Source organism: Streptomyces sp. NPDC057486 (assembly GCF_042802415.1).
Taxonomy (GTDB): Bacteria; Actinomycetota; Actinomycetes; order Streptomycetales; family Streptomycetaceae; genus Streptomyces; species Streptomyces yanii.
In genome coordinates, this window is record NZ_JBHVEE010000092.1 from 20,681 (window position 1) to 40,596 (window position 19,916).

Consider the following 19,916-nt stretch of genomic DNA (forward strand, 5'->3'; position numbering starts at 1 on the left):
CCCTGCACTGACGGGGCTCCGTAGAGGCCCCGTGCCGCCGGCTGCCATCAAGGCCCCGGGAATCTGCCGTGACATCCCGGGGCCTTGGTGCGTACTGCGTGCGGTTGCTGACAGACACCGCGCGGTGAGTTTTCGGAAGAACTCGCAGGCCGCTGGACCACGCGCCTTCGGTCCGAGGACGGAGACGACATGACCGACGATGACCTGCTGGCAGTCCTGCAAGGAGTTGCCCGGCTCGCGGCGTCTGCGGTGAACACGGGGGGCGGCCTCTACAGCTGGAGCTTCTGACCATCCTCCTGCGAGGGACGCTTGAGGCCGCTGCACGCCAAGAGCTCGGTCCCGGTGGCGTCGAAGTACAGGGTGAAGAACCAAGACCGGTCTGCTGCGACGATGTTGCCGGTACGCAATTGCCCGTCGCGGTGCCGAGCGCGGAGGATCTCAACGGTCTCGTCGAGGCCGAGGGTCGTCAGGCCGATTCTCAACGACCTTCTCAGCCTCGTCGCAGCGATGCCACGGACCATCCACACTGGCGGCTGTCCGTCGTAGAGCAGTACCTCGCCGCCGGCGGCGATGGCGTCGCGTGCTGCCTTGCAGGCACTGGTCTGGTCTTTGAGCATCTCGGTGATGTCGGGCGGACTTGGGCTCTCGTCCTCGGTGGCCATGCGGCGAATGTAGAGACCGAACGCAGGCGTTGCTACAGGATTCGGCGTGACCTGCGCCTCTGGGACAGAGGCGGTCGTGACAGGTGGAGCTGCGGACCGGCAGCATGGTGGTCCATCGGTCAACACCAAACCCTGGCTGCAACACTCCTTCCAGGCCCTGCGCCTCGAGCGCCTCGTACCAGTGCAAGGCCACCTCTCGGTCGTCCGTGGCCGGGACAGCCTTGATCGGCGGCCCCAAGCCGGCGAGCAGTTCCAGCAGGTAGGAGCAGCGCTCCATGTACGGGCAGCTGCGAAGGTCTCCGATCGCAGGATCAGGATGCTGCAGAGCATCCCAGCAGACGTACGACGCCGGATATCGGCCGGTAGACCTAGGCGACCTCGGCCACGGCGACGGGTGACCCCGACCCCGGCCGCGCTCCTGGCGGCGCGTGATCGCCGGGAGCGCGGCCCGGTCGGTCTCACAACGGACCACGGTGCGCCGTGGTGCTTACGGTGTGGTTCAGGGATGCGCGCCATGCGGCTTCAGCTGCCGAATAGGCCCGTCGAATGAGGACCGGATCCGGCACCTGACCGTCGCCCTGTCGCCGCGTCACCCTGCCCGCCTCTTCGGGATCCAGGAGCAGGGCGCCGGCGATGACCGCCTCCGGGAGATCGCCGCCGAAGCCCTCAAGGAGACCTACTTCCAGGACGGCGGCAGCCGCGCCGGCTCCCTCGAGGAGATCCGTTTTACGGACATCGAGCACCTGGAGTTCGACCTGTACACGCACCCGAACAGGCCGCGAGCCCCGGACCGTCGCCGCGCCGTGAGCAGCCAGGCTGCGTTGGAACAAGCGGCGTCTCACAGCGCGCCGAAGGCACGGGCGGCTGGCGCCGTCGCGTCGACCGTGACGGCGAGGACAGCACCGGCGACACTCGTGGCCCCTGACAGTCCGAGCCGAGCCGTGGTGATGAGCAGGCGGCCGCCTTCCGGGACCAGGCACACCGAGGTGGGTTGTGGGGTGGGCAGAGGGATGGTCACGTCGAGTGTGCCGTCGGGCCGGTATCGTTGGACGACCCCGTGGCCCCACACCGCCACCCAGAGCCGCCCGGTGTCGTCCACGGTCATGCCGTCGGGGCTGCCACCGGCAGTGACACGGGCGAACTCCTCGAGGCCCGTCGGATTTCCGTCCCTGTCGAGGGAGCAGCGGTGGATGACACCGGCAGCGCTGTCGGCAACGTAGAGCAGGCTGCCGTCGGCGGCGAAGGCGGGGCCGTTGACGATGGTCATGCCGTCGAGGACGCGGTGTACGGAGCCGTCGGGATCGGTACGGTAGAGGGAGCCGGCGCCCAGTGTGCCGTCGTAAGGCATACTGCCCGCCCAGAACCGGCCGTGCGGGTCGCACACCCCGTCGTTCATGCGGGTTGGAACGGGAGAGTGCTCCTCGGGGCGGGCCAGCCATTCGGGCTGGCCATCCGGCGTCAGCAGGGCGATGCCGGTGCCGGCGGCGGCTATCCAGTGGCCGGGGCTGCCGTACACCGGGGCGACCGCGCCGAGGGGGACGTCGAGCCGCAGCAGTTCGCGTGGTGTGCGCCTTCCATCCTCCACAACCTCCAACAGTCGTCCGGCGAGGATGTCGACGTAGACCAGACGTCCGTCGACCCAGCGGGCGCACTCGCCGAGCTCGTGGTCGCCGTCGGCCCAGATGTCGGCTGGTGACTCATGTCGGTTCATTCAGGTGTTTCTCCAGACGGTGGGTCAGCGCAGGGTCGTGCCCGCCGGACTGTCCAGCAGGGCGAGTTCGGAGCGGGTGGGCAGCCCTTCCCAGTCGCCGCGGGTGGCGACTGCGAAGGCGCCCGTGGCCGTCGCCCGTTGCAGGCGTTCGACGACGTCCAGGTCGTCGAGCAGTGCGGAGAGATATCCGGCGACGAAGGCGTCGCCCGCTCCGACCACATCGCGGACGGGCACGGTGCGGACCCCGGAGTCGACCGTGCCCTCGAGGGTCGTGACGCAGGCGCCATCGCCGCCGCGAGTGATCACCACCTCACGCCTCCCCTCGGCGATCAGGGCTGCGACGGCCTCCTCCTCGGCGAGCGACGGGTCGCTTCCCACCAGGTGCAGTTCGTCGGCGGAGGCGATGAGGATGTCGGAGCGGTGGGTCAGTGGCAGCAGAGTCCGTCTGGCCTGCTCCGTCGACCACAGCCGGGCACGGTAGTTGACATCCAGACAGACTGTCGCCCCCAGCTCCCGCGCCCGCTCGGCGGCGACCAGGACGGTTTCGGCGGCGGACGCGCCGAGGGCGGGAGTGATCCCGGTCAGGTGCAGGACGCGCATCCCGGGGCGCAGCGCGGCCAGGACGTCCGGGGGCCGGAGCGCCGCTCCGGCCGAACCTGCGCGGTAGTAGCGGACTTTGGCCAGGTCGCCGATGCCGTCCTCGCGCACCAGCAGCCCGGTCGGGCGCCCCTCGGTGTCGGCACGGGCATGGGACACGTCGACCTGTTCGGCGCGCAGAGTGCGCAGGACGAGAGCCCCGAACTCGTCGTCTCCCACGGCGCCAACCCAGGAGACATCGTGGCCCAGACGGGCCAGGCCGATGGCGACGTTCGACTCCGCGCCGGCGACGGACAGTTCCATGGGGCGGGCGAGCTTGACCGGGCCTGTGGCTCTGAGAGCGGCCATGGTCTCGCCGACGGTGACCACGTCGGACGTTCGGAGCGCGCTCATGCGGTCACCTCTCCGGCCAGTGCGGCGCGCCAGCGTGCCGCACGGGTACGTAGTTTGGCGAGGTCGCCGCCACTGGCCGCGTCACCGATCAAGGGGCTGCCGACACCGACCACGACGGCGCCCGCGGAAAGGAAGGCGATTGCCTGCTCGGTGTCGATGCCGCCGACGGGGACGAACGATACCTCGGGGAAGGGTGCTCGCAGTGCCTCGAGGTGGGCCGGTCCACCGAGGGACGCGGGGAAGAGCTTCACGGCGAGGACGCCGGAGCGGACCGCCGTGATCACCTCACTGGGTGTCAGCGCGCCCATGAGTATGGGGAGTTGAATCGCACCATCCGTGACAAGGTCGGGGACGAGCCCGGGTGTGACCAGGAAGCTGGCTCCCGCGTCGGCGGCACGGGCGGCGTCGTGCGCGGTCAGGACCGTACCCGCGCCGAGCGCGGCATCGGGGCCCAGTTCACGGCGAGCACGCTCGATCACCCATAGCGCGTCAGCGGTGGTGAGGGACACCTCGGCTGCGGTGATGCCTTCTTCGGCCAGGGTGAGCACGGTGCGCAGCGCGGCCTCGCGGTCGCGGCCACGCACGATGGCGAGGGTGCGGTGAGGCAGGTCGGTCAGTTTCATCAGGGACTTCCGGGGAGTGTCGGGGGAGGAGTGTGTGGTGTACGGGGGGTGCGGGTGGCCGATATCTCGAGTTCCCAGCACAGCTCACCGCAGGACGGGACTGTGGCTGCGTCGTGCGGTCCGGCCTCGGCGAGGTCGAAGACGGCACCGAGCATGGGTTCAACGCCGATGCTGCGGTAGGGCGCGTGGTCGGGCCAGCCGCCGAGGTTGCGCCACAGCGCGACGGACACGGGGATGTCCGCTTCGGTGTGTACGGTGAGCATGAGAGTGTCCGGACCGTCGATGACCCGCACGCTCGGGCAGTCGGTGATGATCGCCCCGACGGCGGTGCCGTCATCGGGACCGAGCCGGTCCAGCCGCAGCCCGAACGGGGAGGGCCAGAAGTCCGTGAGGTGGGGTGCGCCGGGGGGCCAGGCACGGTCGAGCAGCGTCGCCGCCTCGGGGAAGAGCCTGGTCGCCGCGCCGCGGGGCGCGTCCAGCCGGGCGTCGAGGCCGACGTTGAGCAGGGCGTGGGCCGCCCACAGCAGACGGTGTCCCGGATCGGCGGTCAGCTGGTAGCTGGCCCGCAGGGCGTCCGGACCTTGCCGGATCGTCCGGCGCAGGACGAAGTCCGGGCATTCCAGCACGTCGCCGTCGCGGGTGCGCTGCCAGGGGCGGGACCAGGCGGCGCCGTGATCGGGGGTGCCGCGCACCGTTGGGAGGCACTCCTCCAATCCGCCGGCGTCGACGAACGCGTCACCTGGGCGGACGGTGTGGCGCGCGGCATCAGGGCGGTGCCACAGCCACTCCCGGCCGCCCGTGCGCAGGGAGGTCCAGCGGCCGCCGTGGTCGGGGTCGGTCTCGGCCAGGACCGGGAGCCGTGCGGGGCGGGGCAGCGTGGGTCCGGTCACCATTCCGCGAAGGACCCGTCGCTGTGTCGCCAGACCGGGTTGCGCCAGCGGTGCCCGATGGCGTCCGCGCGTCGGACGGCGTTCTCGTCGATCTGGATGCCGAGGCCCGGTCCGGTGGGCCGGGCGGCGTGTCCGTCGGTGAAGTGGAACGGTGTGGGGTCGAGCAGGTAGTCCAGCAGGTCGTGACCGCGGTTGTAGTGGATTCCCAGGCTCTGTTCCTGGATGAGGAAGTTCGGTATCGCGAAGCCGAGTTGCATGCTCGCGGCGAGCGCGATCGGGCCGAGCGGGCAGTGGGGGGCCATAGCGACGTCGTGGACCTCGGCGAGTGCGGCGATGCGCCGGACCTCCGAGATGCCGCCGGCGTGCGAGACGTCCGGCTGGGCTACGGCGATTCCGCTGGCCAGCACGTCATGGAAGTCCCAGCGGGAGTACAGTCGTTCGCCCAGTGCCAGCGGCACCGAGGTGACGCCGACGAGCTGAGCCAGGTTGCGGGAGTGTTCCGGAAGGACGGGCTCCTCGACGAAGAGGGGGTGGAGGGGCTCCAGCAGTGGCAGGATCCGCTTCGCCGTGGCGGTGGACATCCGGCCGTGGAAGTCGATGGCCACGTCGCGGTCGTCGCCGAGTACCTCGCGGACGGCGGTGACCCGGTCCACGACGGCCCGGCTCTGCGCGAGCGTGTCGATGGGGCGTAGCTGCGCGGAGCCGTTCATCTTGACCGCGGTGAACCCGGCCTCGACCTGTTCGCGAGCGAGTTCGGCGACGTGTTCGGGGCTGTCGCCGCCGATCCAGGCGTACACCCGCAGCCGGTCGCGGACTGCGCCGCCGAGGAGTTGGTGCACGGGTACGTCGTGTGCCTTGCCGGCGATGTCCCACAGGGCCTGGTCGATGCCGGCGACGGCGCTGGAGAGGACGGGGCCGCCGCGGTAGAAGCCGCTCTTGGTGAGTACTTGCCAGTGGTGCTCGATGCGCAGCGGGTCCTCGCCGACGAGCAGGTCGGCGAGTTCGTGCACGGCGGCGCGGACTGTCTCGGCTCGGCCCTCGATCACCGGTTCGCCCCATCCGGTGATGCCCTCGTCGGTGGCGATGCGCAGGAACAGCCAGCGTGGGGCGACAAGGAACGTCTCCAGTGCTGTGATCTTCATCCGGTCTCCTCCGGGGGGCGGTTCTCTATCACGTTGCGCAGGTCGGCGCCGGCCTGGTCGAGCAGCGCGTGAACGGCGCGTTCGGCCAGGTCGGGGTCCTGCGACCGCACGGCCGTGAGGACCGCGTCGTGGGCGGGGATCGAGTCGGTCCAGTGGTCCGCGCCGTGCACGAGGTGGTTGCGCACCCGGAGACCGGCCTCGAGGACGACCTCCATGCGGGTGAGCAGTTCGTTGTGGGTAGCGGCCAGCAGCGACCGGTGGAACGCGAGATCGGCCTCGACCATCGCGTCGGTGTCCTTGCCGGCGGTGGCCATGCGCTCCAGCGCCTCGGCCAGGGCGGCGAGGTCGTCGTCGTTGCGGCGCAGGGCCGCGAGACGGGCCCCTGCCGGTTCGACGATGCCACGGACCTCGGCGAGATTGTCCAGGAAGCCGGCGTCCGGGATGCCCTGGCCCTGCCAGCGCAACAGGTCGCCGTCGAGCAGGTTCCAGTCGGAGCGGGGCCGGACGAAGGTGCCGCGTTTCTGGCGGGAGTCGATCAGGCCCTTGGAGGCCAGGACCCGCAAGGCCTCGCGCAGCACGGTCTTGCTGACCTGGAGCTCCTGCTCGATCCGGTCGGGGTACAGAGACGACCCGGGTGCGTGGACGCCGCGGACGATGCGCTCGCCGAGGATGTCGACGATCTGCTGGTGCAGACCGCGTGTGGGCTGGTTCATGTGGGATCCCCCCAACGAGCGCGGGGTCGTCCCTCGGGACGTCCGGTGCGCAGATCTTGGTTCATGTCACGAGGAAGCTTTGACGACGGACCAGCCGCCGTCCACCACGAGGGACGTGCCGGTGACGTACGAGGCGTCGGCCGACGCCAGGAAGGCGACCGCGGACGCGACCTCCTCGGGCCTGCCGAAGCGTTTGGCCACCGTCTCGGCCACGCTGTCGGCCCGGCCGCCCTCATCCACTCGGTCCCAGGCTGCGGTCATGATCGGGCCTGGCAGGACGGTGTTGACCCGTACCTGAGGCCCGTACTCGACGGCCAGTTGCCGCCCCAGAGCCACCAGCGCTCCCTTGGCGGCGGCGTAGGCGGGATGCCCCGGCAGACCGATCAGCGCGTGGACGGAGGAGGTGAGGACCACCGAGCCGTGGCTGTCGCGCAGCGCGGGGGCGAAGGCGCGCACGCCGAGCCAGGCGGCCTTGAGCGTGACCGCCAGCTGGCCGTCCCACTCCGGCTCGGTCAGCTCGTGGGCGGCCTTGACGACCACGGAGTAGGCGTTGCTGTGCAGCACGTCCAGCCGGCTGTAGCGGTCCGCCACATGCGCGGCAAGGTTGTCCCACATCCCCGCCGACGTCACGTCGCCGTGCCGGTACTCGGCCCGGCCGCCCTGTTCGGTGATCGCCGCTACCGTCTCCTGGCCCGCGGCGTCGTTGATGTCCACGACGACCACCGCCGCACCCTCTGCCGCCAGCCGTTGTGCCGTCGCGGCGCCGATCCCGGCGGCCCCGCCGGTGATCACCGCCACCCGGTCCTGGAATCGGAGGCGCGTCTGCTCTGTCATGCGGCACACCGTACCTCTGGACATTAATTATGCAAATACCTTGACAGGGGGTCAGGCCGAGCCCAGGATTCGGCAGGACGACGCGGGAGAAGGTGGCGCGGCGCACGGCCCTCGCGGACCCGTGCCGCCGACTCGGGCTTCCGGTGGGGGTGTTGCGGTGCGCACGATGCGCAGGACTGCACCGACACCGTGAGCACACGACCGCGCTTCCGTCGCGGTCGACGAGGCCGCCATGGGCTCCGACGTGTCGAGTCACATGACCAGCCCGGGCCGCGCGCCTCGACCGTGCCACCGCACCACTCTCACCCACGGCACGGACCGTGGCCAACGCCCCGGCCGGAGCCCAGTGCCCCGGTCCGCTTACCTGAGTTCCGAACTCTCCCTCAATGGAGCCGACATGTTCACCACACACCAAAGCCGGAACATCGCCGCCGCTGCCGGCCTGCTGCTCACCCTCGGCCTGAGCACCGCTTGTTCCTCCGGCAAGGAGGCGGGAGGAGAGGACCCGACGGCCAGGGCAGGGGGCAAGATCTCTCTCACCTACCTGCAGAAGCAGGGCGACCAGGAGTACTTCGTCGGCGAGGCGGCGGGAGCCATGGCGAAGGCGAAGGTGCTGGGCATCGACCTGAAGGTCGTCAACCTGGACAACGACGCCAACAAGACGGTGAGCGAGGTGCAGTCAGCCGTCGCGCAGAAGGCCAACGGCGTGATCATCGTCGTGCCGGACCCGGCCGTCGGTCCCCAGGTGGTGCAGACCGCGCGGGACGGCAAGGTCGCCCTGCTGACCTCGGACGACCAGATCTGCACCACCGGTCCCGACCCGGTCGCCTGCGGCAAGGGCGACCTTGTTCCGCGCATCGGTTTCAGCGGTCAGCAGATGGGTGAACAGGTCGGTAAGCGGGCGGCGGAGGAGTTCCTCAAGGCGGGCTGGAAGGCCGCCGATACCCGTGTCGTCTCGGCGTGGAAGCAGGACGTGACGGTCTGCGGCGACCGGGTCGCCGCTGCCAAGAAGGCCTTCGGCGCGGCCGTGCCGGGTGTGAAGGCCCTCGACGTGCCCACCGACAACACCCCGACCGGCGCCCAGGACAAGATCGCGGCGACGATCACCGCCAACGCGGGCGTGAAGAACTGGGTCGTGTGGGGCTGCAACGACGAGAACGTCATGGGCGGGGTCACCGCACTGCAGAACGCAGGCATCGGCCCGGACCACGTCATCGGTGTCGGTCTGGGCGCGTACCTGGCCTGCAAGGAGTGGCAGGCGGACAAGCCCAGCGGAATGAAGGCCGCGCTGTTCATCAACGGCAAGGACGTCGGTGCGCTGGCCGTGCAGACGATGTACGACAAGCTCAAGAACGGCAAAGACTTTCCGCAGGAGGCCTTCGCCCCCACGACCATGGTCGACGCCTCCAACTGGCAGAAGTCCGGCGTCAACTGCGGCTGAAGCCGCGTCTGGCCGGCTACCGCGGGACAAGGGCCGCAGCCGGCCCGCTGCATTCCGCCGCTCCGAACACCGACCTGCACGACACCTTTGAGGTGAACCCATACATGACCAGTCCTCGCAAGAACACGGCTCGAACAGGCCCGGCGGGCGAGGAACCCGAGCCGGGGACCCCGAACGGTTCCGTCGGCGTCGCGGCGCTCACGAAGCGCTTCGGCGCTGTGCAGGCGCTCGGCGGTGTGACGCTCGAATTCCCCTGCGGTCAGGTGACCGCGCTGATGGGTGAGAACGGGGCGGGAAAGTCCACTCTCCTGAAGATCCTCACCGGCGACCATCAGCCCACCGAGGGGCACGTGCTGATCGGTGGCGAACGCGTGCTGCTGGGCTCACCGGCCGACGCGCGTGCTGCAGGGATCCGCATCATTCCGCAGGAGCCGGAGATCATCCCGCACATCTCCGTCGCGGAGAACGTCTACGCGGGCTCCCTGCCCCGCAAGGCCGGGCGGCTTCTGGACCGCGCGGAGCTGCACCGCCGGATCGAGAGCGACCTTCAGCGACTCGGCTTCGCCGACGTGCTCGACCCGGACCTCCTGGGTACGCAACTCACGCCAGCACAGCGTCAGTTGGTGGAGATCATGCGGGCCCTGACGGGCACCGTCCCGGCGCGGGTGATCGCCTTCGACGAGCCCACCTCGTCCCTGTCGGAACACGAGGTGGAGGCGCTGTTCGCACTCATCCGGCGGTTGCGTGGGCAGGGCATCGCCATCGTCTACGTCTCGCACCGCATGCAAGAGATCTTCCGGCTCGCCGACCGGATCGCCGTACTGCGCGACGGCAACCTGGTCGGCGTTCAGCAGGCGAGCACCACCGATGAGGGCGAACTGGTGCGCCTCATGGTCGGCCGGGACCTGTCGAGCATGTTCGTCCGGCAGAAGGCCGCCACCGGCCGCCTCGTGCTCGACGTCAACAACCTCACGACCGACGACGTCACAGACATCTCGTTGCGGGTCCATGCGGGGGAGGTGGTGGGGCTGGCCGGGCTGATCGGCGCGGGCCGCTCGGAGCTGGCCCTGGCGCTCGCCGGCGACCTGCCCATCCACAGCGGCACCGCCACCCTCGACGGCAAGGCGCTGCGCGCCGGCGACCCCGGCGCCGTCATCCGCGCCGGTCTCGGGCTCGCGCCCGAGGAACGCAAGGCGCAGGCACTGTTCCTGCAGCAGTCGATCCGGGAGAACACCTCCCTGGTGGTCCTGGACCGGTTGCGGCGCCTGAGGTTCGTCAGGCGGTCCGCGGAGCGGGAACTCGCCCAGCAGTACACCGACCGGTTGCGCGTACGTACCCCTTCCATCGACCACGAGGTCCGCAAGCTGTCCGGCGGCAACCAGCAGAAGGTCGTCCTGGCCCGCTGGCTGGCCCGCAAGCCCAAGGTGCTGATCCTCGACGAGCCGACGCGTGGCATCGACGTTGGTGCCAAGGCCGAGATCTACCAGATCATCGCCGACCTCGCCGCCGAGGGCGTCGCCCTCCTCGTGATCTCCTCCGAACTCCCCGAACTCCTCGGTCTCGCGGACCGGGTCGTCGTGATGCAGGGCGGCCGGATCACCGGGGAACTCGACCATCACGACGCTACCGAAGAATCCATCCTCGCCCTCGCCATGGCCGACGACATCGTCGACGCCGGCGCCTCTGGAGCAACCTCATGACGACCACGACGACTTCCACAGTGCTGAAGGGAAGCCCTGAGAACCCGCGGCCCGCCGGGCCGAAGCGGTTCGCCGGCCTCGGCGGCCAGAACATCAGCCTCATCGGTGCTCTGGCCTTCGTGCTGATCCTGTTCGGAATCCTCAACAGCAACTACCTCAGCTGGTCGAACATGCAGGTGATCGCCGAGGCCGCCACCATCACCGGCCTGCTGGCGATCGTGCAGACCGTCGTGATCATCTGTGGCGGGCTGGACATCTCCGTCGGTTCCCAGGCAGGCGTGGCGTCCGTGGTCAGTGCCATGGTCTTCACCTCGGCCGGTTCCAACGCCTTCGTCGGCATGCTTGCCGCGGTCGGCGTCGGTCTCCTCATCGGGGTCCTGAACGGTCTGGTCATCGTCTATGGCAGGGTCAACCCCACCATCGCCACACTCGCCGGGCTCGCGGCCTACAAGGGTCTCGCCCAGCTTCTGTCCGACGGCAGGGCCCAGGGGTACGTGTTCAACAACGACGTCTTCATCTTCCTCGGCCGCGGCAAGATCGCCGGCCTGCCCGTCATGGTTTGGATCCTCGTCGTCGTCGCCGCGGCCGTGCACCTCCTGCTCAAGTACACCGACATCGGGCGCAACGTCTATGCCATCGGCGGCAACGACACCGCGGCCCGCCTTGCCGGCATCAACATCAACAAGTACCTGATCGCCGTCTACGCCCTCATCGGCATCGTCGCCGCCATCGCGGGCATCCTCCTGACCGCCCGCACGGGGTCCGGTCAGCCCACCTCGGGCAGCGAGGGCCTGGAACTGAAGGCGATCACCGCCGCCGCGCTCGGTGGCGCCGCGCTGAAGGGCGGCAAGGGCGGCATCGGCGGCACCCTCCTGGCCGTGGCTCTCCTCGGTTGCCTCGAGAACGGACTCACCGTCCAGGGCATCAACAGCTTCTGGCAGAACGTCGCCCAGGGCGCGCTCCTGGTCATCGCCGTCGTCATTCAGCAACGCCGCAGCGGCGAGCGCCCCGTCGGACTGCCGCACTGACCACCGCATCACCGGACTCCACGACTGACCCCGCATGTCAGTCGCCCCTACCCAGAGATGAGGTCTCGATGACAGACACCACCACGGCCGCGGCGGGCAGAGTACCGCGCGGTGGGCACCGTCGCCCGCGCACTGCCGTACTGGCAGCGGCCTTCCTGCTCTTGCTCTGCGCGCCTGTCCCGATCGCGGCGGCCGCGTCGGACGGCGCCGCCGAGACGGTCATCGACGTCACCGACTTCGGCGCCGATCCGACCGGCAAACAGGACAGCGCCGCGGCCGTCGCCCAAGCGATGCGGCACGCCAAGACCCTGAGTGGCCCGACGCGGATCCTGTTCCCGCACGGCACTTACCAGCTGTATCCGGAGCAGGCCGAGACCCGGGAGCTCTATCTCTCCAACACCGTGGGCGCCAACCAGACCTACCGTGACAAGCGCATCGGCATTCTGATCGAGGACATGCATGACGTCACCATCGACGGCGACGGCTCGCATCTGCAGTTTCACGGGCTGATGAGCACGTTCGTGGCGATCCGTTCGCGGAATGTGGCCGTCACCGACTTCAGCTTCGATGTCACCGCGCCCAAGGTGGTCGATGCCAAGGTCACCGAGGCCGGCGTGTCGAACGGGCACGCGTACCGCGTGCTGTCCGTCCCGCCGACCAACGGCTTCTCGGTGGCCAACAACCATGTCACCTGGCTCGGCGAGACGAGCCCGGCCACCGGCCTGCCGTACTGGTCGGGCGTCGACAAGATGCGCTACAGCCAGACTTACGACCCGGCGGCCCAGCGCACCTGGCGCGGCGCCAATCCGTTGTTCAACAACGTGTCCGCGATGAGCGACCTCGGCGGGCAGAAGCTGCGCATCGAGTACTCCACCGCCACCGCACCGGGCGATCGCGGGCTCGTCTACCAGATGCGTGAAGACACCCGGGACACGGCATCGGCCGTGTTCTGGGAGTCGAAGAACATTACCGTGCGCGGTCTCAAGGCCCGTTACCTGCACGGCTTCGGCTTCCTCGGGCAGCTCAGCAAGAACATCACCCTCGACGGCAACGAGTTCCGCACCGATCCGGCCTCCGGGCGCAGCACGGCCGGATTCGCGGACTTCGTACAGATGTCCGGAATCTCGGGCCAGGTGAAGGTCACCGGGAACGTCTTCGACGGCGCGCACGACGACGCGATCAACATCCACGGCACCTACGTCGAGGTCACCTCGCGGCCCGCCGACAAGAAGGTGCTCACCCTCGCCTACAAGCACCCGCAGACAGCCGGTTTTCCCCAGTTCCACCCCCGTGACTCGGTCGAGATCGTGGACAAGCGCACCATGGCGCCGGTGCCGGGTGTGACCGCGAAAGTCGTGTCGGTGGACGGCCCTTCCGGCACCGACCACGACAAATCCCTGACCAGCATGACGGTCACGTTCGACAAGGCGATACCCGACACGGTGACGGCCGGGAACTTTGTCGTCGAGAACACCACGTACACCCCCACGGTCGACATCAGCGGCAACATCTTCCGCAACATCCCCACCCGAGGTGTCCTGGTCACCAGCCGCAAGCCGGTCGTGATCAAGGACAACCTCTTCGACGGCATGCAGATGTCCAGCATCTTCATCTCCTCCGACGCTTACCAGTGGTACGAATCCGGACCCGTCAATGACGTCCTGATCAGCCACAACACCTTCAGGAGGCCCGCCGGCCCGGTGATCCTCGTCGAGCCCACCAACCAGGTCGTCGATGCCGCCACGCCGGTGCACCACAACATCCGCGTGGAGGACAACACCTTCCAGACCGGCGACGTGAAGCTGCTCGACGCCAAGAGCGTCAGCGGCATCACCTTCGCGCGCAACGACGTCTCCCGACTCGACCGGGAGTCCACCTTCGCCGCCCAGGCGAAGAACCCCTGCCCGGCGCCCGGCACCACCACGGAGGTGCGTGCCACCGCCACCGCCTCGACGTACTCCACCCCGCTGTTCAGCTACCGGGGCTCGTCCGGCGCCTCGATCAACGGCAACAACTTCGACAACGGCCTCAATCTGCGCGCCGATCTGAACGCCACTGACACTGCGCAGGTCACGAGCGACGAGGTGGTCCAGGGCGCCGACCACATCCTCCCGCTGCTCCCGTCGACGACCTGGGCCAGCAGCGACACCGAGGTCGCCACTGTCGACGGGAGCGGGAAGGTCACCGCGAAGGCGGCCGGCGCGGTCACCCTCACCCCGAGCGCGCCCAGCCAGCTCGGGAGCGTCACCGGCGTTCCGGTCACCCTGCACATCGGAGGGGACCCATCCTCGTCCGACTGCGCCAAGCCCCTGACCCTGAACACCGACGACTGGTCGGTCGTGCGGGACCAGCCCGACCACCGCGCCGTGCGACCGACGGACACCTTGGCGCTGACGCCCACCGGCCACGGATTCCTGTGGGCCGGACAGAACAGCGCCCGCAATGTCCTCCTCACCGGTGCCGGTAACGGCACGGGCACCACGATGGTGAAGATGACCGGACGTACCACCCGCGGTTACATGGAGGCCGGGCTCATCCTTTACCGCGGCGACAACGACTACATCGCCCTCCAGCGCAAGCACAACCAGGGCGCACCGACCCTCACCATCTCGACCGAACACAGCGGGTCCCCGGCGGAGCCGGTCCGTATCCCCGATCCCGCTCAGGAGGACGTCTGGCTCCGACTGCAGCGCACCGGCACGAGCGTGACCGCTTCGTACTCCCTCGACGGCACGACCTTCACCGCTGTCGGCGGGCCGCTCGACGCGTCCTGGCTCGGCGATGCCCGCTTCGGTGTACTGGCCGAGGCCGAGAGCAGCTCTGCCGCGGACACGCCGTTCCTCTTCAGCGGATTCACCGCCGGGGACGTCAAGGTCCGGTTCGCTTCGGAATGGTGACCCGTCGCCTCCCCGCGCGCGACGCCGAACGATGAAGCACCGGCGGCCTTCGGATCCGAAGGCCGCCGGTGTCCGTGCCGGGTCAGTGCGACGGCGCCCTGTGGAAGTCGAACAGGTCCCGGTCCGTGCGGTCCTGTGGAGCGTCACGTAATTCCCCACCAGTAGCGTCAAACGTGCCTGCCCAAGCGTTCGAGCCTGAGGCGTTGACCGCGCTTCACAGAGAGCCCGAGGTCGGCAGGCCCTGGCTGCATCGACGGCGGTGTCGCTGTGCCTGTGCTCTCGCCGTTCGCTCCGGTCGGGCAGGGGCGTCCGCGCGGTCGACCAGACAGACCGAGGGACCCCTAAGGGCTGTCCCGTAGTCCCTGGCGGGCGCACGACGACAGCTACGGCACCTCGCTGCGTTGTCGGAACGCCCGAATACGCCCAGTATGAGGACGGTCCTCCGCCTTGCGATGCACCGCATCCGACGCCGCGCGCTGATCCACCAGGGATTACGGGACAGCCTAGGTGAACCAGTCGCGGTTCCAGGTGGCGGGGGCGTGGGTCCCGGCCAACAGCAGGGCGTCGCTATGGTGCAGCGACTCAAGGACGGTTGGTATCGGTGTCGTTGGTGTCCTGCGGGCGGAATCCCGGCGCAGGAGGAGTCACGCAGTGAGGCGAGAACAGTACTGGCTGGACAGGGATCCCGTCAGCCGGCGGATCGGCGTCCTGGGCACCACCGCGCACCCTGCTGCGGGCTGGGTGACCCAGGCGGTCAAGAACCTCGTCATGGACCTTGAGGACGTGGGCGCGCACGCCGCCCGCTCCGCCGGATCAGACGGCGCGCAGGTGGACAAGCGCCGCACTCTGGGGTGCCCGCGCAGGGCCCGGCAGCCCCAGTGCTCCCAGCGCGGCGCCGGAGGCCTGGATGCCCGTGACATCCCAGGTCACCGACGGGTCGGTTGGAGTGACGAGCGAGGCGCGGTAGGTCTGGTCCGGGTCGAGTCCCGGGATGCGGAGCCGTGGTGGCACGGGCACGATCTCGTCGAGCTGGGCGTAGGAGAAGAGCGCCTCTGAGCGGTCCCGGGCGACCACTCCATGCGCGAGCAGACCGTCGGGCAGTTCGACGCGCGTCAGCCGCCCCGTGTGCAGGAGCGTGCGGTGCCGCTTGTAGAGGCCGATCCAGCACGCGAGGCGGTCCAGTTCGGGGGCCGCCACTTTCGTGAGGTCCCACTGTACGCCGAACTGGCCGAAGAAGGCCGTGGCCGCGCGGAGGTCCAGAGTGCTGGTCCGGCCGGTCTGGTGGGAGACCGGCGCGGCGACATGAGCGCCCAGGTACTCCAGCGGGGCGAGCTGGGCGGTCCAGTGCTGGATCGGCTGGCGGGACAGCGGATCGGTGACGTCTGAGGTCCAAGTGCTCTGGACCCGCTGGAGCACGTCCAGGTCGATCCTGCCGCCTCCCGAGGCACAGCTCTCCCACGAGATGCCGGGATGGCGGCGAGCCAGCTCGTCGAGGAGCTCGCGGAAGGCAAGGGTCTGCAGCCGTGAAGCGGGCCGGCCGGAGCCTCGCGAGTCACCGCCGTCGATCTGGTCGCGGTTGTGGTCCCATTTGACGAAGTCGATCCGGTGCGCCGCCGCAAGGCGGCCGAATGCGTCGACCAGGTGTGCCCGCACCTCCTCCCGGCTGAGGTCGAGCAGGTAGCAGTTGCGTTCCAGCACGGGCGACCGGTCGCCCGTGCGCAGGATCCAGTCGGGGTGGTCGCGGTAGACCGCGGAGTTCGGGTTGACCGCCTCCGGCTCCCACCAGAGCCCGAACTCCATCCCCTGTTCGTGTACCCGGTCCACAAGCGGTGCCAGCCCGTCCGGCCACACCGCCGGGTCCGGGGTCCAGTCGCCCAGGCCGTCGTCGAGGGAGGTGCGGCCCGCGAACCACCCGTCGTCGAGCACGAAACGCTCGGCGCCCAGCTTGGCCGAGGTGTCGGCCAGCGCGATCAGTGTGTCGAGGTCTTGGTCGAGGTAGACCGCCTCCCACGGGTTGAACATGACGGGTACGGGCTGGGGCGGATGGGCCGCGAGTGTTCGGACGTACTGATGGGTCGCGTCGGCCAGGCCGTCGAGCCCGCGCGCGGACGCGGTAACGTGCACCCAGGGCGTCGCGTACGTTTCGCCTTCAGCGAGCACCAACTCGCCCGGGTGCAGCAACTCGCCGGCCCTGACGACGGCGACGCCGGAGCTGAGCTGCTCGACGGCATACCGGTGGTTGCCGCTCCAGGCGAGGTGGACGCCGAGCACCTCACCGTCGCCGTAGCCGAAGCCAGGGGTACCGACCACGATCAGACCGGTGCCGTCGAGGCTGCGCATGCCGCGGCGGTGCTCCCGGACCCATTGCCCGTCCGCAAGAGCACGGCGCTGGGGCTGCCGCTCGCGGGCCCATCGCCCGGTGAAGTCGAGGATCTCGCCCGCGCCGGTCGGAACAGGGATGACCACGTCGAGCGCGTCGACCACGTAGGGACCGGTGCCGGCGTTGGTCAGCAGGTGCCGGAGGCGGAGCCCTCCCCCCGGGACGGCTTCGGCCTCGAAGCACAGTCCGAGTCCCGCTGCCTCGTCGGTGGCCTGGACCACGAGCGAGCCGGTGGCACACCCCACCGAGCCGGGACCGAACGCGGTGGACCAGTCGCTCCCGGGGCCTTCGGGGCCGACCCGGTGGCCGAGCAGCGCAGGCCGTCCCAGGTAGCCGCGCGCGTGCTCCGGGAACACGCTGACCGGTGAGCCGGTCAGCCAGGAGTTCCAGGCCGTGGTCTCGACCGAGGCCGGGATGGTCAGGGACCGGATGTCCGCGGCTGCCAGGGGAAGTCCCATCCACCCGATGTCGGGCAGGCCGTCCGCTCGTGGCAGCAGGACCATCGTCGTGGTCTCGGTCCCGCTGAGGCCGGAGAGGGACACGGGGGCGATGGGAGCGGGAACGGCGACGCGTCCGGGCTCAATCATTCGGTGACTCCTGGTTCGGTGAGAGGGGGCGGATCAGGCCTGCACGGTGAGCAGGCGCGCCTTGAGATCGTCGAGGGCCAGCCGGGCGGCGCCGAGGGCGACGGACTCGTCGCCGAGCAGAGACACGCGGAACTCGGGCGAGTCGAGTGAGGTTGCGGCCAGGTGCCGCTCGAACGGACCGGCGAGCACGTCCCCCGCGCGGGACAGACCGCCGCCGAGCACGACTAGGTCGGGGTCGACGGCGTGGACCAGGGTGGATGCGCCCAGCGCGAGGGCCTCGGCGACGCGGTCGACGGTGCGCACCGCAGTGCGGTTCCCGTTCGCGGCGGCTTCGAAGAGCGCCCGGACGTCGTCGCTGGTGGACTCCTCGGCGGACGAGCCCGCGAGCTTGCGGCTCTCGCGGTCGAGCTGCGCCATCGCGTCGGCCCACCCCAGGATCTTCATGGAACCGACGGACGCTGCCAGACCGCGGCGTCCGTTGTGGATCTGCCCGTTGATGACGATCGCGGCCCCGAGTCGGCGGCCGGCGTGCATGTAGACGAGGTCGCGTGCCTCGGCGGCGGCACCCCGCCACTGCTCGGCCGCCGCCGCGAGGTGGATGTCGTTCGAGATCAGCACGTCGCGCTTGAAGCGCCCCGACACCTCCGACACCACGTCGATCTTGTCGAAGCCCGGGAGGGAGTAGACGTCGAGGTCCCGGCCCGCAGGAAGGGTGCGGATGTCATTGGCCTCCGAGCCGTTGGCGGTCACGCCGGTGATGCCGCAGGCCACCGAACGGATCTGTTCCCAGCTCGTCCCGGTCTGCCGGACGGTCGTCTCCGCCAGCCGTGCCGCGGCCCCGATGCGCCCGGCCGGTCCGAGGCCGGAGTCGACGCTGCGTCTGCGCATTGCCACGACGTTTCCGCGCAGGTCGCAGATGGCCACGGCCACCTTGTGGGCGCCGATGTCCACTCCGGCGACGGCGTAGTTCTCGGCCACGACCTCGTAGCGCCGGGCCGGCCGTCCCGCGGAGCGCTCGCCGTCCGGACGACCAAGCACCTCGCGGACGAAGCCCTCGGTCAGCAGCGTCGCCACCAGTTCCTCGGCGGTAGGGCGGGAGACTCCGACGGTCGAACGCACGTCGCTGACCGTCAGCGACGCGGTATCGACGAACGCCCGCATCGTGGCTGCGAGGTTGAGCTTGCGCAGCAGGTGGGCATCGCCCGCGCGGCCGGAGGGGGCCGCACTGTGCTGGGTTTGGCGTGTGTCTTGACTCACAGCCTCACGCTATCTACATTGGCGCCCCGACGGCAATATTGACAAGAAACTTACTTATCTAAATTCTGGTCGAGCGACATCCCCTGATGGGTTCGACCAGCAAGGAGGGCCTCATGAGCAAGCGGGCCAACTGGGTCGCGATGGGCACGGCATTGGGCCTGGTCGCACTGACCGGCTGTGCCGTCGGCGGCGGGAGCGAAGGCGGAGACGGGAACAGTTCGGGCGGTGGCGTGACGTTGAGCCTGCTCACCTTCGAGACCCCCAACCTCACCGCCGCGTACTGGGACGACATCATCGCCAGGACCAGCGCCAAGGTGCCGGGGGTGAAGATCAAGAAACTCGTGGCGCCGAGTGCCGAGCAGCGCAATGAGTACGCGCGCCAGCTCGATTCGACCGGCGCTATCCCCGACATCATGGTCGCGATCGACCCTGCCGGACTGGCAGAGGGCGGCAAACTCGCTCAGTTCGGCAAAGAGGAGCTGGCGGACTGGGCCAACCCGACCGCGAACAGCTTCAACGGAAAGATCTACCAGCTGCCCACCAACTCGCAGACCTGGCAGATCTACTACCGGAAGGCGGCCTTCGAGAAGGCGGGCATCGCCACTGCTCCGAAGAAGTGGGACGACCTGCTCGCCGCGGTCGGCAAGCTGAAGGCTGCGGGGGTCAAGCCGTTCGTCATCGGCGGCGGTGCACCGGACGGCCTCGGCCCCCGATGGACCTTCGCCCAGCTGATGGCCGACGAGGTCTACGCCAAGGATCCGAAGTGGCTCGACGAGCTGGTCGCGGGGAAGACCGACTTCAGCGACCCGCTGTTCGTCAACGCGGCGACCAAGATGAAGGAACTGGCGAGCAAGGAGAACGTCGACAACCTGTCGGCCACCTACGCACAGGCGCAGGAGGCGTTCCTCGCCGGCAAGGGCGCCATGTACCCGATGGGCTCATGGTTCCCGGCAGCCCCGAACAAGACGCAGCAGAAGCAGATCGGCGTCTTCCCCATGCCCACGCAGGACGGCTCGTTCGTCTTGCCTGTGTACACCGGCGGCGGGCTGTCGGTGAGTGCC

General features: G+C 69.4%; 15 protein-coding genes and 1 pseudogene. 6 read left to right on the forward strand and 10 right to left on the reverse strand.

Annotation, left to right across the window (positions count from 1 at the left end):
* Nucleotides 1–269: 269 nt before the first annotated feature.
* Nucleotides 270–662, reverse strand: coding sequence for a hypothetical protein (locus ACFU6I_RS32630; protein WP_384373159.1), 393 nt, complete (start codon nt 660–662; stop codon nt 270–272).
* A 533-nt stretch (nt 663–1,195) separates the two neighbouring features.
* Here ACFU6I_RS32630 and ACFU6I_RS32635 point away from each other — a divergent pair.
* Nucleotides 1,196–1,420, forward strand: a pseudogene (locus tag ACFU6I_RS32635) (XRE family transcriptional regulator); the annotation flags it as partial.
* Between the two features lie 80 nt (nt 1,421–1,500).
* Here the strand turns inward: ACFU6I_RS32635 and ACFU6I_RS32640 are convergent.
* From ACFU6I_RS32640 to ACFU6I_RS32670, 7 genes are all read right to left on the reverse strand, one after another.
* Complete coding sequence (locus ACFU6I_RS32640) at nt 1,501–2,373, reverse strand: SMP-30/gluconolactonase/LRE family protein (protein ID WP_384373161.1); 873 nt, start codon at nt 2,371–2,373, stop codon at nt 1,501–1,503.
* A gap of 24 nt (nt 2,374–2,397) precedes the next feature.
* Nucleotides 2,398–3,363: a sugar kinase gene (locus tag ACFU6I_RS32645; RefSeq protein WP_384373163.1), complete on the reverse strand. Its 966-nt coding sequence runs from the start codon at nt 3,361–3,363 to the stop codon at nt 2,398–2,400.
* Complete coding sequence (locus tag ACFU6I_RS32650) at nt 3,360–3,986, reverse strand: bifunctional 4-hydroxy-2-oxoglutarate aldolase/2-dehydro-3-deoxy-phosphogluconate aldolase (protein WP_384373165.1); 627 nt, start codon at nt 3,984–3,986, stop codon at nt 3,360–3,362. Before ACFU6I_RS32650 ends, ACFU6I_RS32645 begins: the two co-directional genes overlap by 4 nt.
* Nucleotides 3,986–4,879, reverse strand: a complete 894-nt coding sequence (locus tag ACFU6I_RS32655; protein WP_384373167.1) for a hypothetical protein — start codon at nt 4,877–4,879, stop codon at nt 3,986–3,988. Before ACFU6I_RS32655 ends, ACFU6I_RS32650 begins: the two co-directional genes overlap by 1 nt.
* The gene (dgoD, locus tag ACFU6I_RS32660) at nt 4,873–6,018 is read right to left on the reverse strand and encodes a galactonate dehydratase (protein WP_384373169.1); all 1,146 of its coding nucleotides are present in this window, start codon (nt 6,016–6,018) and stop codon (nt 4,873–4,875) included. Before dgoD ends, ACFU6I_RS32655 begins: the two co-directional genes overlap by 7 nt.
* The gene (locus ACFU6I_RS32665; protein ID WP_384373171.1) at nt 6,015–6,731 is read right to left on the reverse strand and encodes a FadR/GntR family transcriptional regulator; all 717 of its coding nucleotides are present in this window, start codon (nt 6,729–6,731) and stop codon (nt 6,015–6,017) included. Before ACFU6I_RS32665 ends, dgoD begins: the two co-directional genes overlap by 4 nt.
* Nucleotides 6,732–6,797: 66 nt before the next feature.
* Entirely contained in the window at nt 6,798–7,565 is a 768-nt protein-coding gene (locus ACFU6I_RS32670) for an SDR family NAD(P)-dependent oxidoreductase (protein WP_384373173.1), read from the reverse strand.
* A 397-nt stretch (nt 7,566–7,962) separates the two neighbouring features.
* On the opposite strand from ACFU6I_RS32670, the gene ACFU6I_RS32675 reads away from it, so the two are divergent.
* The 4 genes from ACFU6I_RS32675 (at nt 7,963) to ACFU6I_RS32690 (ending at nt 14,631) form a co-directional block, all read left to right on the forward strand.
* Nucleotides 7,963–9,006, forward strand: a complete 1,044-nt coding sequence (locus tag ACFU6I_RS32675; RefSeq protein ID WP_384373175.1) for a substrate-binding domain-containing protein — start codon at nt 7,963–7,965, stop codon at nt 9,004–9,006.
* 104 nt (nt 9,007–9,110) lie between these two features.
* The gene (locus tag ACFU6I_RS32680; protein ID WP_384373177.1) at nt 9,111–10,706 is read left to right on the forward strand and encodes a sugar ABC transporter ATP-binding protein; all 1,596 of its coding nucleotides are present in this window, start codon (nt 9,111–9,113) and stop codon (nt 10,704–10,706) included.
* The gene (locus ACFU6I_RS32685; RefSeq protein WP_384050576.1) at nt 10,703–11,734 is read left to right on the forward strand and encodes an ABC transporter permease; all 1,032 of its coding nucleotides are present in this window, start codon (nt 10,703–10,705) and stop codon (nt 11,732–11,734) included. The genes ACFU6I_RS32680 and ACFU6I_RS32685 overlap by 4 nt, the downstream gene beginning before the upstream one ends.
* A gap of 68 nt (nt 11,735–11,802) precedes the next feature.
* Nucleotides 11,803–14,631, forward strand: a complete 2,829-nt coding sequence (locus ACFU6I_RS32690; RefSeq protein ID WP_384373179.1) for a DUF1349 domain-containing protein — start codon at nt 11,803–11,805, stop codon at nt 14,629–14,631.
* An 813-nt stretch (nt 14,632–15,444) separates the two neighbouring features.
* On the opposite strand, the gene ACFU6I_RS32695 is transcribed toward ACFU6I_RS32690, so the two are convergent.
* On the reverse strand, nt 15,445–17,598 hold the full coding sequence (locus ACFU6I_RS32695; protein WP_384373181.1) for an alpha-galactosidase: 2,154 nt from the start codon (nt 17,596–17,598) through the stop codon (nt 15,445–15,447).
* Between the two features lie 33 nt (nt 17,599–17,631).
* Nucleotides 17,632–18,855: an ROK family protein gene (locus tag ACFU6I_RS32700; RefSeq protein WP_384373183.1), complete on the reverse strand. Its 1,224-nt coding sequence runs from the start codon at nt 18,853–18,855 to the stop codon at nt 17,632–17,634.
* Nucleotides 18,856–18,968: 113 nt separating this feature from the next.
* Between ACFU6I_RS32700 and ACFU6I_RS32705 the strand changes: the two genes are divergently transcribed.
* On the forward strand, nt 18,969–19,916 hold a 948-nt coding region (locus ACFU6I_RS32705; RefSeq protein ID WP_384373185.1), incomplete at its 3' end, for an ABC transporter substrate-binding protein.